The 14,621-nt window shown below is 68.2% G+C and carries 11 protein-coding genes and 1 tRNA gene; 9 read left to right on the top strand and 3 right to left on the bottom strand.

The window, feature by feature from the left end; translation table 11 throughout:
* Positions 1-2: 2 nt before the first annotated feature.
* From KBW95_RS00810 to KBW95_RS00775, 8 genes are all read left to right on the top strand, one after another.
* Complete coding sequence (locus KBW95_RS00810) at positions 3-1,571, top strand: tetratricopeptide repeat protein (protein WP_211527268.1); 1,569 nt, start codon at positions 3-5, stop codon at positions 1,569-1,571.
* Between the two features lie 132 nt (positions 1,572-1,703).
* Entirely contained in the window at positions 1,704-2,939 is a 1,236-nt protein-coding gene (locus KBW95_RS00805) for a putative DNA modification/repair radical SAM protein (protein ID WP_211525727.1), read from the top strand.
* Positions 2,936-4,420 (top strand): UdgX family uracil-DNA binding protein, encoded by a 1,485-nt coding sequence (locus tag KBW95_RS00800; RefSeq protein WP_211525726.1) that lies wholly within the window; start codon positions 2,936-2,938, stop codon positions 4,418-4,420. Before KBW95_RS00805 ends, KBW95_RS00800 begins: the two co-directional genes overlap by 4 nt.
* Before the next feature lie 289 nt (positions 4,421-4,709).
* Positions 4,710-5,528 (top strand): TorF family putative porin, encoded by an 819-nt coding sequence (locus KBW95_RS00795; RefSeq protein ID WP_211527267.1) that lies wholly within the window; start codon positions 4,710-4,712, stop codon positions 5,526-5,528.
* Between the two features lie 17 nt (positions 5,529-5,545).
* A complete protein-coding gene (locus tag KBW95_RS00790; RefSeq protein ID WP_229429463.1) occupies positions 5,546-7,552 on the top strand; it encodes a methyl-accepting chemotaxis protein in 2,007 nt (668 codons plus the stop codon).
* A 17-nt stretch (positions 7,553-7,569) separates the two neighbouring features.
* Positions 7,570-9,570 (top strand): methyl-accepting chemotaxis protein, encoded by a 2,001-nt coding sequence (locus KBW95_RS00785; RefSeq protein ID WP_229429462.1) that lies wholly within the window; start codon positions 7,570-7,572, stop codon positions 9,568-9,570.
* A gap of 89 nt (positions 9,571-9,659) precedes the next feature.
* On the top strand, positions 9,660-10,658 hold the full coding sequence (locus tag KBW95_RS00780) for a TraB/GumN family protein (protein ID WP_211527266.1): 999 nt from the start codon (positions 9,660-9,662) through the stop codon (positions 10,656-10,658).
* A gap of 88 nt (positions 10,659-10,746) precedes the next feature.
* Positions 10,747-10,820 (top strand) — tRNA-Gly (locus KBW95_RS00775).
* A 20-nt stretch (positions 10,821-10,840) separates the two neighbouring features.
* Here the strand turns inward: KBW95_RS00775 and KBW95_RS00770 are convergent.
* Both KBW95_RS00770 and KBW95_RS00765 read right to left on the bottom strand, forming a co-directional pair.
* Complete coding sequence (locus KBW95_RS00770; RefSeq protein WP_211527265.1) at positions 10,841-11,884, bottom strand: hypothetical protein; 1,044 nt, start codon at positions 11,882-11,884, stop codon at positions 10,841-10,843.
* Positions 11,881-12,693 carry a LytTR family DNA-binding domain-containing protein gene (locus tag KBW95_RS00765; protein WP_211527264.1) on the bottom strand — a complete coding sequence of 271 codons (813 nt, stop codon included), beginning with the start codon at positions 12,691-12,693 and terminating at the stop codon, positions 11,881-11,883. The genes KBW95_RS00770 and KBW95_RS00765 overlap by 4 nt, the downstream gene beginning before the upstream one ends.
* Positions 12,694-12,863: 170 nt before the next feature.
* Between KBW95_RS00765 and KBW95_RS00760 the strand changes: the two genes are divergently transcribed.
* Positions 12,864-13,355 carry an SgcJ/EcaC family oxidoreductase gene (locus KBW95_RS00760; protein WP_211527263.1) on the top strand — a complete coding sequence of 164 codons (492 nt, stop codon included), beginning with the start codon at positions 12,864-12,866 and terminating at the stop codon, positions 13,353-13,355.
* Here KBW95_RS00760 and KBW95_RS00755 read toward each other — a convergent pair.
* Positions 13,352-14,614 carry a sialidase family protein gene (locus tag KBW95_RS00755; RefSeq protein WP_211527262.1) on the bottom strand — a complete coding sequence of 421 codons (1,263 nt, stop codon included), beginning with the start codon at positions 14,612-14,614 and terminating at the stop codon, positions 13,352-13,354. The two genes, KBW95_RS00760 and KBW95_RS00755, sit on opposite strands and share 4 nt — an antisense overlap.
* Positions 14,615-14,621 lie beyond the last annotated feature (7 nt).

The raw sequence follows: 14,621 nt of genomic DNA, 5'->3' as shown, positions 1-14,621 counted from the left end.
CCATGCTCGATAGTCCCAGTCATCCCAGCGACGCGCAGGAGCGCCATACGGCCGAATTCCTGCGCGTGAAGGGCCTGGCCGAGCGCGGCGTGACCCAGGCCCAGCACACGCTGGGCTTCATGTACGTCAACGGCCAGGGCGTGCCGCGCAACTACGAGCTGGCGGTGGCCTGGTACCGCATGGCCGCGTCCGCGGGCCTGGAGCAGGCCCAGTACAACCTCGGCGTGATGTACCAGAAGGGCCAGGGCGTCGAGCAGGACTTCGGCCAGGCCGCCTACTGGTACCGCCGTGCGGCCGAGCAAGGCTATGCGCCGGCGCAGTACAACCTGGGCTGGCTGTATGCGAAAGGGCAGGGCGTGCCGAACGACGTGCAGCAGGCGCTGCACTGGTTCAGCCAGGCCGCCGAGCAGGGCGAGCCGGGCGCGCAGCACAACCTGGGCATGATGTACGAGACCGGCAAGGGCGTGCCGCAAGACCTGGACGCCGCCCTCGACTGGTACCGGCGCGCCGCCGAACAAGGCTATGCGCGCTCGCAGTTCAGCCTGGCGCTGCGCGCGGATACCGGCCAGGGCATGCCGCGCGACACCTTCGCGGCGCTGGACTGGCTGCGCAAGGCTGCCGACCAGGGCTACGCGCCGGCCCAGTTCAACCTCGGCCTGCGCTACGACAAGGGCCAGGACCTGCCGCAGGACAGCGAGCAAGCGATCCTGTGGTACGGCCGCGCGGGCGAGCAGGGCCACGCCAGTTCGCAGTTCAACCTGGCCCTGATCTACGACAGCGGCCACGGCGTGCCGCGCAACGAGCAGCTGGCCCTGGGCTGGTATCTGCGCGCGGCCGAGCAGGGCCATGCGGGCGCCCAGGACAACCTCGGCATGCGCTACGAGCACGGCCAGGGCGTGGAGCGCGACCCGGCCCAGGCGCTGCACTGGTACCGCCAGGCGGCGGACCAGGGCCTGCCTTCGGCCCAGTATCACCTTGGACAGCTGTACGACAGCGGCAACGGCATCGCGCAGGACGTGGAGCAGGCGGCCGCGTGGTACCGCAAGGCGGCCGAGCAGGGCCATTTGCGCGCCCAGTTCGACCTCGGCCTGCGCTACGAGGGCGGAGTCGGCGTGCCGCAGGACAGCACCCAGGCGCTGGCCTGGTACCGGCGCGCCGCCGCGCAGGATTACGCGCCGGCGCAGTACATGGTGGGTGCGCTTCTCGACCGGATGGAGGACAGCGATCCGCGCGAGGCGGCCGACTGGTTCCACAAGGCGGCCGACCAGGGCCATTCGCTGGCCCAGTTCGAGCTGGGGCTGCACTACGACTGCGGCAAGGGCGTCGAGCGCGACTACGAGGCGGCGCATTTCTGGTACCTGTGCGCGGCGCGCCAGGGGCATGCGCGCGCGCAGTACAACCTGGGCGTGATGTACGCGGCGGGGCAGGGAGCGCAACGCGACCTGGTGGAGGCGTATGCCTGGCTGCACCGGGCGGGGAGCGCGGGCGTGGCGCTGGCGGCGAGTTACCTCAAGAAGATTGCGGGGCGCATGGAGCCGCAGTTGCTGGCGCAGGCGCAGCGCTTGGTTTGATACCTTGGTGGTTTGCATGCGCCCACGCAACCCCTTTGATGTCCCGCATTTGAACCACTAAAACCCCCCCACCCCAGCCGAACACCACCCCCACCGCGTTATACTGTATGCCCATACAGTCAAGCCAGCGCGATGGAACTCACCGACAAGCTCGAAATCCTGGCCGACGCCGCCAAATACGACGCTTCCTGCGCCAGCAGCGGCGCGCCCAAGCGCGGCTCGGAAGGCAAGGACGGCCTGGGCGCCACCACCGGCATGGGCATTTGCCACAGCTACACGCCCGACGGCCGCTGCGTCTCCCTGCTCAAGATCCTGCTGACGAACTTCTGCATCTACGACTGCCAGTACTGCATCAACCGCCGCAGCTCCAACGTGCCGCGCGCTCGTTTCGCAGTCGAGGAAGTGGTCAAGCTGACCCAGGATTTTTACCTGCGTAACTATATCGACGGCCTGTTCCTGAGCTCGGGCATCATCCGCTCGGCCGACTACACGATGGAACAGCTGGTCGCCGTCGCGCGCCAGCTGCGCGAGGTGCACCAGTTCCGCGGCTACATTCACCTCAAGACCATTCCCGACGCCGACCCCGCCCTGATCGAGGAAGCGGGCCGCTGGGCCGACCGCCTGTCGGTGAACATCGAGCTGCCCACTCACGACAGCGTGACCCGCCTGGCGCCGGAAAAGAACGTGCACACGATCAAGCTGGCGATGGGCTCGATCCGCCGCAAGCTCGACGAAAAGGCCGAGGAACCGAAGGCGCCGAACTTCGCCCCGGCCGGCCAGAGCACGCAAATGATCGTGGGCGCCGACGCCAGCGACGACCACACCATCCTCAACACGGCGCAAACGCTCTACGGCAGCTACAAGCTCAAGCGGGTCTATTACTCGGCCTTCAGCCCCATCCCGCAAAGCCCGAAAAGCGTGCCGGCCGCGCCGCCGCCGCTGCTGCGCGAGCACCGCCTCTACCAGGCCGACTTCCTGCTGCGCGGCTACGGCTTCACCGCCGGCGAACTGATGCCGGCCAGCGGCAACCTGGCCCTCGACATCGATCCCAAGCTGGCCTGGGCGCTGTCCAACCGCGAGCATTTCCCGATGGACCTGAACCGCGCCGACGCCAGCATGATCGCGCGCGTGCCCGGCATCGGCTTGCGCAACGCCAAGCGCCTGGTCGACCTGCGCCGCCTGCGCCGCATCCGCTGGGAAGACCTGTCGCGCCTGCGCTGCAGCCTCAAGAAGCTGGCGCCTTTTGTCGTCACGGCCGACTACAAGCCGGCGCAAGGGGCGGCGGAGTCCAGCATCCTGCGGCGTCACCTGGCCGACCACCAGCCGGCGCAGCAGATGAATCTCTGGCCGGAGTTGCAGGCGGCATGAACGATCCGAGCGCCACCCACGCGGTACTGCAGGGGCGCTCCCTGCAGGTGGCGAGCTTCGCCGAATGGCGCGAGGCGGCGCGCGAACTGCTGCGGGCGGGCGTGCCGCCGGAAGCGGTCACCTGGGGCTCGCCGGGCGACGATCTGTTCTCGGGTGCGCCAGCGCCCGGAACGCCCCCGCATAATGCGGCTATCCAGTTACAGGAACCGAAACCGGCACCGCACTTGCCGCGCTCGCTGCTGGAGATGCTGCAGACCGCCGCCTGCTATCGCGAGCCTGAGCGCTGGGCTTTCCTTTACCGGGTGCTGTGGCGCTGGCAGCAGGGCGAGCACGACGTGCAGTCGCCCGCCGACCCGGACGGCGCGCGCCTGCACGCCATGGTCAAGGCGGTGCGCCGCGAGGAGCACGACATGCACGCCTACATCCGATTCCGCGAGCGTCCCATCGAGACCGGCGCCCCGCGTTTCGTGGCCTGGTTCGAACCGCGCCACGACGTGCTGCCCCAGGTCGCCGAACATTTCGTCAGCCGCATGGGCAAGGTGAGCTGGATGATCGCGACCCCGGACGCCAGCGTGCTGTGGGACGGCCACACGCTGCACAACTGCGGCCCCCTGATGTCCAGCGCCGCCGACCTCGACGACAGCGGCGAAGCGCTCTGGCTCACCTACTACCGCAGCATCTTCAATCCGGCGCGCCTGAATACCTCGGTCATGCAGAGCCACATCCCCTCGCGCTTCTGGAAGAACCTGCCCGAAGGCGCCCTGGTGCCCTCCCTGGTGAGCCAGGCCGGCCTGGGCGCGCGCCGCATCGGCCAGGTGCAGGCGGTGGGACGGCGCAGCGGCGCCACCATCCCGATCGCGCCCGAGGACGCCCAGCCCGAGCGCCAGCAGCCGTCCAAGCTGGACGAATGCCGCCGCTGCGAGCTGTGGCAGCACGCGACGCAAGCGGTTGGCGGGGCAGGTCCGAAGCGCGCCAAGATCATGATCGTGGGCGAACAGCCGGGCGACCAGGAAGACCTGGCCGGCGCGCCCTTCGTGGGACCGGCCGGCAAGCTGCTCGACCGGGTGTTCGAGCAGGCCGGGCTGGACCGCCAGACGGTCTACCTCACCAATGCAGTCAAGCATTTCAAGTGGGAGCCGCGCGGCAAGCGCCGCCTGCACAAGACCCCGGTGCAGCGCGAGATCGAGGCCTGCCACTACTGGCTGGAGAAGGAACTGGCGGCCTGCAAACCCAAGGTCATCGTGGCCATGGGCGCCACCGCCCTCAAATCGGTCATGCAGTCGGGGAAGGTCACGCTCGGGGACAAGCTGGGCCGGCCGGTGCGCCATGGCGACAGCTGGGTCGTCACCATCTACCACCCCTCCTACGTGCTGCGCGTGCCCGACGAAGCATCCAAGCAGGAAGCCTTTTCCGTCATGGTCAAGGGCTTGCGCTTGGCCCAGGAATTATTGGAGCGTCCTGACGTCCCGGAATCCCCTTAGCACGCTTCTGCCACAACCCGCTGGAACCACAGCACGACCGTTCTGCTTTGAAAGCACGACCGTTCTGCTGTAACTGCCCTTATTTGCAGGCTATTAACGCTTTTGCTCAGCTGTTGCGCCAATGACGCAAGCTCATCAAAAAGTAGTTAGCGTTATGTCTAAATTCTCTCGAAAACTCTCGTCAGGGTCATAGAATTTCCGTACGGCACTAATTATTCAAGGTGCTATGGCCTGTACATACGGCCGCACCATGCCGCCACATGCCGTACAACGACCTGACGAGACCACGATGAATACCCCCTTCCTCCGCCTGCTGCCGGCCTTGACCTTGACCCTGATCGCCATCCCGGCGGTCCACGCCGACGACGCCGTTCCCACGGTTCCAGCCGCCGCGGCAGCAAGCACCGACAGCGCACTGCCGGTCACCGCCACCGTGACCGTCGCCTCGCAATATGTCTCGCGCGGCGTCCGCCAGACCTGGGGCCGTCCCGCCCTGCAAGTCGGCGTCGATTACGTGCGCCCGGACGGCTGGTCGGCCGGCACCTGGGCCTCGACCATCAGCGACCGCTTCGTCGAGGGCGGCAAGGCCGAATGGGACCTGTACGGCGGCTACAGCGGCACCGCCGGCCCGCTCGGCTACAGCGTGATGGCCTACTACTACCTGTATCCGGGCGCCGCCATCAGCGCCACCAATACCAAATTCAACTACGGCGAACTGTCGCTCGGCGTCACCTGGAAGTCCTTCTACGCCAAGTACAACCGCACCATGACCCGCGATTTCTTCGGCATCGTCGACGCGCGCGGCACCGGCTACCTGGACGTGGGCATGAACCACGACCTGGGCGGCGGCTATGTGCTGAACCTGCATGCGGGCGACGGCCGCGTGGCCGGCGCGGGTAACGACTACTGGAACTGGCGCGACGCCAAGGCCGGCGTGACCCGCAGCTTCGACGGCGGCTGGACCGTTGCCGCCGCCTGGACCCGCGCCTGGGGCAAGACCGACGCCTACGACCGCTACACCACCGGCGTGCCGCGCGCCGACGGCCAGCTGGCCATCTCGAATCCGGCCAAGAGCACTTTCACCCTGAGCGTGGCCAAAACCTTCTGACCTGAGGAGCGTCCATCATGAACGAATCGAAGAAGACGCGCGGCGGCCGCATGTCGCTTTCCCTGACCGCCAGGATCTGCGCCACCGCCACCGCGCTGGTGGTGCTCAGCCTGGGCATCACTTCGGCCTTCATCGGCGTCCAGAGCAGCCGCAGCGCCGAACAGGCGGCGATGGACCTGGCGCGCACCTCCAGCCGCGAAGCCGCAGCGGCGCTGCAGAGCCGGATCGGCGCCAACCTGGCCATTCCCGCCACCATGGGCGCGACGATGCGCGCAACCCTGGCCACCGGCGAGCCGCTGGCGCGCACCCAGGTCGCCGAGATGACCAAGGCCGCGCTGCTGAGCTCCGAGGATCTGTTCGGCACCGCCGTGACCATGGAGGCCAATGCGCTGGACGGCAAGGACCAGGAGTTCGCCGGCCAGAAGCCCATGTATGACGACAGCGGCCGCTACATGCCTTACTTCACGCGCAACGGCGCGGGCGGCGTGAATGTCGAGCCGATCATCTTCCCCACCACGCCCGGCGCCAACGACTGGTACGACGTGCCGAAGGCGACCAAGCGCGTCTTCTTCACCGAGCCATATTCGTATCCGGTCAACGGCAAGGACGTGCTGATGGCGTCGATGGTCGTGCCGATCCTCGTCGACGGCCAGTTCAAGGGCACCGCAAGCGCCGACTTCAACGTCACCCAGCTCGGCGCCATCCTGGCCGAGATGAAGGTGGTGGAGGGGGGCTCGCTGGCGCTGGTCACGAACGGCGGCATGTACGCCAGCCACAAGGACCTGGCCCGCGCCGGCAAAAAGGCCGAGGACTTGCCGGCCGCCGCGCTCGACGCGGTCCGCGCCGGCAAGCCCTACGAATACGTGGACGACAAGGGCATGGTGCGCCTGCTGCAGCCGCTGCGCATCCATCCGGACATCGCGCCATGGGCGATCTCGCTGAGCTTCCCGCAAAGCGTGGCCACCGCCTCGGCGCGCGAGCTGACCGGCTTCGCGCTGCTGGTGTCGGTGGTGTGCGCGGTCGCCGCGGCCATCGTCATGTGCATGGTGCTGCGCCGCCTGACCCAGCCGCTGCGCGTACTGGGCAAGACCATGACCGGCCTGGCAAGCGGCAACGCCGCCCTGGGCGCCCGTCTGGAGGTGCGCGGCAAGGATGAACTGGCGACCATCGCGGCCGGCTTCAACGGCTTCGTGGCCAAGATCGAATCGGTGCTGACGCGCGTGCGCACCAGCTCCGACAGCGTGGCCATGGCCGCGCACGAGATCAGCCAGGGCAACAACGACCTGTCGTCGCGCACCGAAGAACAGGCCAGCGCGCTGGAAGAAACCGCGGCCTCGATGGAAGAGTTGACCAGCACCGTGCGCCAGAACGCCGACAACGCCCAGCAGGCCAACCAGCTGGCGCTGTCCGCCTCCGAGACCGCCGCCCGTGGCGGCGAGGTGGTGGCGCGCGTGGTCGAGACCATGGCCTCGATCAGCGAATCGTCCAAGAAGGTGGTGGACATCATCAGCGTCATCGACGGCATCGCCTTCCAGACCAACATCCTGGCGCTGAATGCGGCGGTTGAAGCGGCGCGTGCGGGCGAGCAGGGCCGCGGCTTCGCGGTCGTGGCGTCCGAAGTGCGCAACCTGGCCCAGCGCTCGGCCAGCGCGGCCAAGGAAATCAAGGCCCTGATCGGCAATTCGGTCGACAAGGTCGACACCGGCTCCATGCTGGTGGCCGAAGCCGGCAAGACGATGGACGACGTGGTGGGCAGCGTGCGCCGCGTGAGCGACATCGTGGCCGAGATCAGCGCCGCCAGCACCGAGCAGAGCGCCGGCATCGCCCAGGTCAACCAGGCGATCGGCCAGATGGATGGCGTGACCCAGCAGAACGCGGCCCTGGTCGAGGAAGCCGCAGCGGCGGCCGAAAGCCTGCAGCAGCAGTCGGACCTGCTGGTGTCGCTGGTGGGCGAATTCAAGCTGCAGGGCCAGCCCGCCGCCGCACGCCTGGCCAAGGAACCTTCTCATTTGATGCTCGGTTGAGCTAAAACGGACTTACCATGAATCAGACCATGCAGGCGCGCCCGGCGCGCCGTTTTTCGCTTTCCCTGAGCGCCAGGATCTGCGCCACCGCCACTGCGCTGGTGGTGCTCAGCCTGGGCATCACCTCGAGCTTCATCGGCGTCAAGAGTAGCCAGAGCGCGGAAGACGAAGCGATTGCCCACGCTCGCACGCTCACACGTGAAGCCACCGCCATGCTGCAGGGCCGCCTGGCGCAGAACCTGTCCAATCTCGGCGCCATCGCCGGCGCGCTGGAAGCCACGGGAGGCGCCCAGCATGCGCTGACGCGTGCGCAGATCAACGAGATCATCCAGAGGCACATCGGCCGTGCCGAAGACCTGGTCGGCAGCTCGGCCACCTTCGAACCGAACGCGCTGGACGGCAAGGACGCCGAGTTCGCGGGCCAGAAGCCGCACTACGACGACAGTGGCCGCTACATGCCGTATTTCTCGCGCGGCGCCGACGGCAAGGTCAATATCGAACCGATCGTGTTCGGCAGCGACGCGGCCATGAACGCCTGGTACGATGTCCCGAAGTCGACCGGCAAGACGTACTTCTCGGAACCCTACGTGTACCCGGTCAATGGCAAGGACGAGCTGATCGCGTCGCTGGTGGCGCCGATCATGGTGGGCGGCAAATTCCAGGGCGCCGTGACCGGCGACTTCATGCTCACCAAGCTCGGTGCCATGCTGGCCGAGATGAAGGTGATCGACGGCGGCAGCTTGGCCCTGGTCTCGAACGGCGGCTTGTACGCCAGCCACAAGGACCATGCACGCAACGGCAAGAAGGCCGAGGACCTGCCTGCTGCGGCGCTGGATGCGGTCCGCCAGGGCACGCCTTACCAGTACCTCGACGACCAGGACGTGATGCACCTGCTGCATCCGCTGCGCATCCATCCCGACATCGCACCATGGGCGATCTCGCTGTCCTTCCCACGCAGCGTCGCCACCGCTTCGGCGCGCGAGCTGGTCGGCTATAACCTGCTGGTGTCGGTGGCTTGCGCCATCGCCGCGACCTTCGTCATGATCCTGGTGCTGCGCACCCTGACCCGTCCGCTGCGCGTGCTGGGCCAGACCATGACCGGTTTGGCCAGCGGCAACGCCAACCTGAGCGCCCGCCTCGACGTGCGCGGCAACGACGAGCTGGCCCTGATCGCCAGCGGCTTCAACGGCTTCGTGGCCAAGATCGAGAACGTGCTGCGGCGCGTGCGCGTGAGCTCGGAGAGCGTGTCCACCGCCGCCGGCGAAATCCGCCAGGGCAACAGCGATCTCTCCGGCCGCACCGAGCAGCAGGCCAGCGCGCTGGAAGAAACCGCGGCCTCGATGGAGGAACTGACCAGCACCGTGCGCCAGAACGCCGACAACGCCCATCAGGCCAACCAGCTGGCGCTGTCCGCCTCCGAAACCGCCACGCGCGGCGGCGAGGTGGTGGCGCGCGTGGTCGAGACCATGTCCTCGATCAGCGACTCCTCGAAGAAGGTGGTGGACATCATCAGCGTCATCGACGGCATCGCCTTCCAGACCAATATCCTGGCGCTGAATGCGGCCGTGGAAGCGGCGCGTGCCGGCGAGCAGGGCCGCGGCTTCGCGGTCGTGGCGACCGAGGTGCGCAACCTGGCCCAGCGCAGCGCGGCCGCGGCCAAGGAGATCAAGGCCCTGATCGGCGACTCGGTCGACAAGGTCGGCGTCGGCAGCGCGCTGGTGGCCGAAGCCGGCCAGACCATGGACGACGTGGTGGCCAGCGTACGCCGCGTCAGCGACATCGTGGCCGAGATCAGCGCCGCCAGCACCGAGCAGAGCGCCGGCATCGGCCAGGTCAACCAGGCCATCGGCCAGATGGATGGCGTGACCCAGCAGAACGCGGCCCTGGTCGAGGAAGCCGCTGCGGCAGCCGAAAGCCTGCAGCAGCAGTCGGCCACCCTGGTGGCCCTGGTGGCCGAGTTCCGCATGGATGGCCAGGCGGCCCTGGAGAAGGACAGCGCGCCGCTTATGCTGAACTAATGGATTTGCAACATCCTGTTACTGCTTGATGGTGACCGCCGCAAACGCGGTAAGCTTGGTCAAACATTAACAACAACAGGATGTCCTTCATGAGCAAATTCGCTATTCCGGCGCTGTGCCTGTGTCTTTGGTCGGCGCCATCCTTCAGCCAGTCGCAGGAACCCGTCCCCGCGCTCGAGGCCGCGCCGGAGCAGATCCATGTCGTGGCCCAGCGCCCCGGACCAGGCATGTGGAAGGTGTCCAGGGGCGACCACGTGCTTTGGGTGTTCGGCACCTATGCGCCGCTGCCCAAGAACATGGAATGGCGCGCGCACGAGGTCGAGGCCGCGATCGCCGGCTCGCAGGAATACCTGGCGCCGATGGGCGCCAAGGCCGAAGCGGGCTTCTTCAAGGGCATTACCTTGCTGCCCCACCTGATCGGGGTGCGCAAGAACCCCGACGGCGCCAGCTTGCGCGACCTGCTGCCGCCGGAACAATATGCACGCTGGACCGGACTCAAGGCCAAGTACATGCCGGACAACGAGGATGCGGAGCGCGAGCGTCCGATCTTCGCGGCCGAAGCCTTGATGCGCGTCGCGCGCCAGCAGGCGGGCCTGGTCGGCGACGACGCCGTGCGCAAGCGCGTGCAGGAGCTGGTCAAGAACGGCAAGCTCACCTACACGTCCTCCACCGTCGACCTGCCGATGGACAATGCGCGCACCATGCTGAAGAACTTCAAGAAGACCTCGCTCAACGACGTCGCCTGCCTGTCGACGACGATGGCCGCGCTCGAGACGGACATCGCGGAAGCGAGCGCGCGCGCCAACGCCTGGGCCAGGGGCAACATCGACGAGATCCGCAAGCTGGACTTCGCCGAGCGCGAGGAAGCTTGCTTCAACAATGTGTTCAGCAGCGCCGCGTTCGACGCCGACCCGGCCTTCAAGAACATGCGCATCCTGATGCGCCAGAAGTGGCTGGCCAACGCCGAGAAGGCGCTGGCGCAGAACGCCTCGACCTTCGCCCTGCTGCAGATCAAGGACATCATCGATCCGAACGGCGTCATCGCGGCGCTGGCGGCCAAGGGGTATACGGTCGAACAACCGCAATGAGCTGCGCTCCGGCCCGCTTGATCCAGGCGGGCCGGCCAAGCTTGAAGGTTTGGCAAATCCCGCCAAACGCGCGTAGAATGCAGGCAACGCGGGTGTAGCTCAATGGTAGAGCAGGAGCTTCCCAAGCTTAAGACGAGGGTTCGATTCCCTTCACCCGCTCCATCCCCATTGGCTGAACTCTCCTAATCCTTCCCCCCGGTATCGACCGGCCTGGGCGCCGCCGCCTCGACCGGTTTGCTGAGCGTGAACGGATTCTCCAGGTAGCGCATGCGCCACTCCGGCTGCTCGCGGTCCAGCAGCATCGCCAGTCCCGCGCCCATGCCATAGACCGCCACGCGCTGGCGCTTGGCCAGCTGCACATCCTTCAGTTCGCGCAGCATGCCGGCGCGCAGGCTGGCCGCCTGCTTGCCGTAGGGCGTGAAGTCGGGCAGGGCGGCGAACTGCGCGCCGGGTTCGTAGTCCGAGGCGGCCAGCTCGGCCACGCGCAGCTCCGTATAGCGGGCCACGCCTTCCTGCCAGAGCTGGAAGTCGAGGTAGCGGAATTCGTCCGCGCTGACCAGCGTGGCCAGGCGGGTCTGCGCGGCGGCGACCGTCTCAAGGCCGCCCTCGCTGGACTCCAGCGCCCGCGCCAGGGAGAGCGAGAGCTTGCGGAACTGGACGGCCACCGCCGGCTTGGCGTAGGGGAAGGGGTAGTTGAGCATCCACATCCCCGTCTTGTCGCCGCGCGACAGGCCCAGGTTGGCGACGCTGTCGAAGTAGCCCGGCGCGCCGGACTGCCACTGGTGGAAATGCTCGTGCAGCAGGGTGATTACCCAGGCGGTCGAGCGCGGCCTTTCGGTTTTCTCGGCCTGCCCGATCACGACGGTGGGCATGCCGCTGACGGCCGGGAAGGTCGCCATCAGGCTGGGCGGGAAGACGCGCTTGCGCACCAGCACCTCCTGGCCGAGCAGTTCGTCGCGGCCGAGGCGGCGGAAGCTGTTGTCGGGGGCCGGGTGGCCGACCAGGAATTCCCAGTCCTGCGTGACCAGCAGCACGGGGAAGGGCGTGCGGCTCCAGCCGGGCCAGAGGCGCTCGCCGATCCAGGCTTTGAGGCGGAAGGCTTCGGCGATCCGGATGCGATCGGCCTGGGACATCGCGGGTTCCGCCCCCGCCTGCTGCGCCCGGGCGGCCGGGTGCATGGCGAAGCAGCAGAACACGACCAGCATCAGGCGCAGCACGTGGCTCATACAGACCTTTCGACGGAATGGGGTGGGGTGGATCCGGGTAGCGGCCATCCCGCCGCCCGTACCGCCGCGCGATAGGTGCGGCTGACCGGCACCTCGAGGCCATTGCACAATACCAGCACCGTGCGCGCGCCGTCGCGCCGCAGTGCGCGCACCGCGTTCCGGGCCACCCACCAGCTGCGGTGCACCTGCAGGCCGGCGCCCGGCCCCAGCTCGCCCAGCGCGTCCGACAGGCGCATCAGGATCAGGTCCGAACCGAGCGGTGTGACGACGCGCAGGTAATGGTCTTCCGCGCCCAGGGCGAGCAGCTCGCCGCCGAGGTGGGCAGGAATCCTCCTGGCGAAGGTGGTTGCCGGCACCGGCGTATCCAGGACCGGCGCAGCCTGCACTTCCTGCCTGCGCTTCCGCAAGAGCAGCATCTCGGCCGGCGGTCGGAAGCGGGTCAGGAACAGCAGCATCGCCAGCTGGATCACGGCCACGCTGCCATAGACACGCGGGAACACCGACAGCGGCACCGGATGCGACAGCCGCAGCAGCGATTCGACCCAGGCCACCACGAAGGAGGTCGGCAGGGCCGAGGCGAGGGTGATCCAGGCGAGCGACCACGGCGTCGCCAGGCGCGGCGCGCAGGCCGCGATGGCGTGCGCGGCGACCAGGATGTTGAGGTAGCCGACCAGCACCAGGCCTACCCAATAGGCATAGCGCATGCCCGCCGTCAGGTCGGCATAGGTGCCGAAGGGGCCCAGCGCCGCGAAGAACAGCCCCAGGGCGAGCGCGGTCGCCAGCTGCGCGGCCAGCGGAGGGAGATCCATTTCACGCTTCGTGAATGACATGCCGGGGCGTTGACGAATTGCTGCGGTTGATTGGCGAAACACGGCTTGGAAAAGGCCAGGGCGGTTCCGTAGAGTGGCCATTCTAACCACAACGGGACGGTGCTGATAGTGCCGGGTTGTGGCCCCTCATACAACGTGAAGGAAACTTGATGAAACGCCGTTCTGCCTTGCACTTGCTGCTCGCCTCCCTGCTGTGCGCCGCCTTGCCTGCCCACGCCGAACCCGGGGCCGCGCCTTCCCCGCAGCTGGCCCGGACCCTGCAGGCGCTGGCGGACAAGGCCGACGCCACCTGGAACCGCCGTGACGCCGCCGCCATGGCCGCGATGTATGCACGCGATGCGACATCGACGATCGGCAGCAGCACCCGCCTGAAAGGGCGCGACGAAGTCCTGGCCTACTTTACCAACTCCTTCGGCAAGCTGCCGGCCGGGATGACCCACCGCACCGTGGTCAAGCGCATCGAGCCGGTCGGCGACATGTTCGCCACCGACAGCGCCGTCTTCATCGAAGTGCCCGACGGGGCGGGCGGCAAGCGCGTGGCGCGCGAATTCTTCACCTTCGGCCTGGTGCGTCCCAAGGGAGCGGACTGGGAATTCGTCGCCGTGCGCGCCACGCCGCTCGCAGCGCCGGCGGCGAACTAGGGCAGCCGCCCGCGGACCAGCCACACGCGGCTGCCCTTGCCGGGAATGAGGTTGCTGTTGACGAAGGCGAGGCCGCCGTCGGGCGCGACGGCGAGCTTCTTGCCGAGCAGTCCCTGGTAGCTGCCGTTGCCGCCTTGCGCAGGCGCGCTGCCGGGGACCGGCTGCGGCGCCCCGAAGCTGGCGCCACCGTCCTTCGAGACCGCGAACGCCAGGCCGCTGGGACGGCCGCCGCCTTGCGGGAACACTTCCCACGACACCACCAGCTTCCCCTTCGCATCCATGGCCAGGGACGGATAGCCGGCGCCAGGTGCCGAGACGGCGCGCGGCGGTCCGAAGGCCTTGCCGTCCGGCGCCAGGCGCGCGGCCATCACCTGTGCAGGCCCGCGCTGGCGGTCCGGCTGCCGTGCATAAACGAGGTGCAAAACGCCGTCGGCGCCGGTGGCCAGGCGCGGCGCATCGGCGAAGGCGCCCGGCGTGCCCGCCAGCAGGGGCGCGCCGAAGGAGGCGCCGCCGTCCGGCGAAATCGCGACGCGGATCGCGGCGGCATCGTCTTCGCCCACGGTCCAGGCCAGCGCCACCCGGTTCCCGGGGCCGGCCGCCAGTGTGGGAGCGCGCGCGGGCACGCGCTCGTCGCCTGCGATCCGCAGCGGCCGCGAAAAGCCCGCGCCGGCATCGAGCGAACGGGCGACCCACAGCGCGCCGTCGAACTCGGTCCAGGCAGCGACCAGCGTGCCATCGCCGCTCACCGCCAGGTCGAGGCTGCCGTTCGACCAGGTGGCGCGGTCGAGGCGTCCCTTGCCGTCCCCGCCCACGGAACGGGACAGGTTGATGGGCGGTCCGAAGCTGCGCCCCTTGTCGCTGGAGCGGGCGAACAGGATGTCGCCTCCGTGCGAGCCGCCCGAGAAGATGATCTCCTGCCACAGCACATAGACCTGGCCCTTGGCCGTAGCGATACGCGGATGCCAGGAGAAGGTGGCGCCGCTGCGCGAGACGTTGACCGGCTCTCTGCCAGGATAAGTGCGGAACAGCACGTCCTTGCGGCCCTGGTCGGCCCAGGCGACGCCGAGCAGGCCGTCGTCCAGCCAGGCCGCCGTGCCGTCGTCCACGTAGTCGTAGCGCGAATCGTTCTGGCGCCAGGGACCCCTGGCGCCACCGCCGGAGGCGACGGTGAGCGGCGCCTGCCAGTCGATGGCGCAGGCCGGCAAGGCCAGGACCCAGAACAGGATGGCGCCCACCAGGCGCGGCAAGCAGGACAGCATGACGGTT

Source organism: Massilia sp. ZL223, assembly GCF_018119395.1.
GTDB lineage: Bacteria > Pseudomonadota > Gammaproteobacteria > Burkholderiales > Burkholderiaceae_D > Telluria.
Note: the sequence above shows the minus strand (reverse complement) of the source record. Positions and strands in the feature narration are given on the sequence as shown.

Excerpts from the sequence above, each read along its gene's own strand:
- KBW95_RS00810 (WP_211527268.1), top strand. The coding sequence starts at position 3 with ATGCTCGATAGTCCCAGTCATCCCAGCGACGCGCAGGAGCGCCATACG.
- KBW95_RS00805 (WP_211525727.1), top strand. The coding sequence starts at position 1,704 with ATGGAACTCACCGACAAGCTCGAAATCCTGGCCGACGCCGCCAAATAC.
- KBW95_RS00800 (WP_211525726.1), top strand. The coding sequence starts at position 2,936 with ATGAACGATCCGAGCGCCACCCACGCGGTACTGCAGGGGCGCTCCCTG.
- KBW95_RS00795 (WP_211527267.1), top strand. The coding sequence starts at position 4,710 with ATGAATACCCCCTTCCTCCGCCTGCTGCCGGCCTTGACCTTGACCCTG.
- KBW95_RS00790 (WP_229429463.1), top strand. The coding sequence starts at position 5,546 with ATGAACGAATCGAAGAAGACGCGCGGCGGCCGCATGTCGCTTTCCCTG.
- KBW95_RS00785 (WP_229429462.1), top strand. The coding sequence starts at position 7,570 with ATGAATCAGACCATGCAGGCGCGCCCGGCGCGCCGTTTTTCGCTTTCC.
- KBW95_RS00780 (WP_211527266.1), top strand. The coding sequence starts at position 9,660 with ATGAGCAAATTCGCTATTCCGGCGCTGTGCCTGTGTCTTTGGTCGGCG.
- KBW95_RS00770 (WP_211527265.1), bottom strand. The coding sequence starts at position 11,884 with ATGAGCCACGTGCTGCGCCTGATGCTGGTCGTGTTCTGCTGCTTCGCC.
- KBW95_RS00765 (WP_211527264.1), bottom strand. The coding sequence starts at position 12,693 with ATGGATCTCCCTCCGCTGGCCGCGCAGCTGGCGACCGCGCTCGCCCTG.
- KBW95_RS00760 (WP_211527263.1), top strand. The coding sequence starts at position 12,864 with ATGAAACGCCGTTCTGCCTTGCACTTGCTGCTCGCCTCCCTGCTGTGC.
- KBW95_RS00755 (WP_211527262.1), bottom strand. The coding sequence starts at position 14,614 with ATGCTGTCCTGCTTGCCGCGCCTGGTGGGCGCCATCCTGTTCTGGGTC.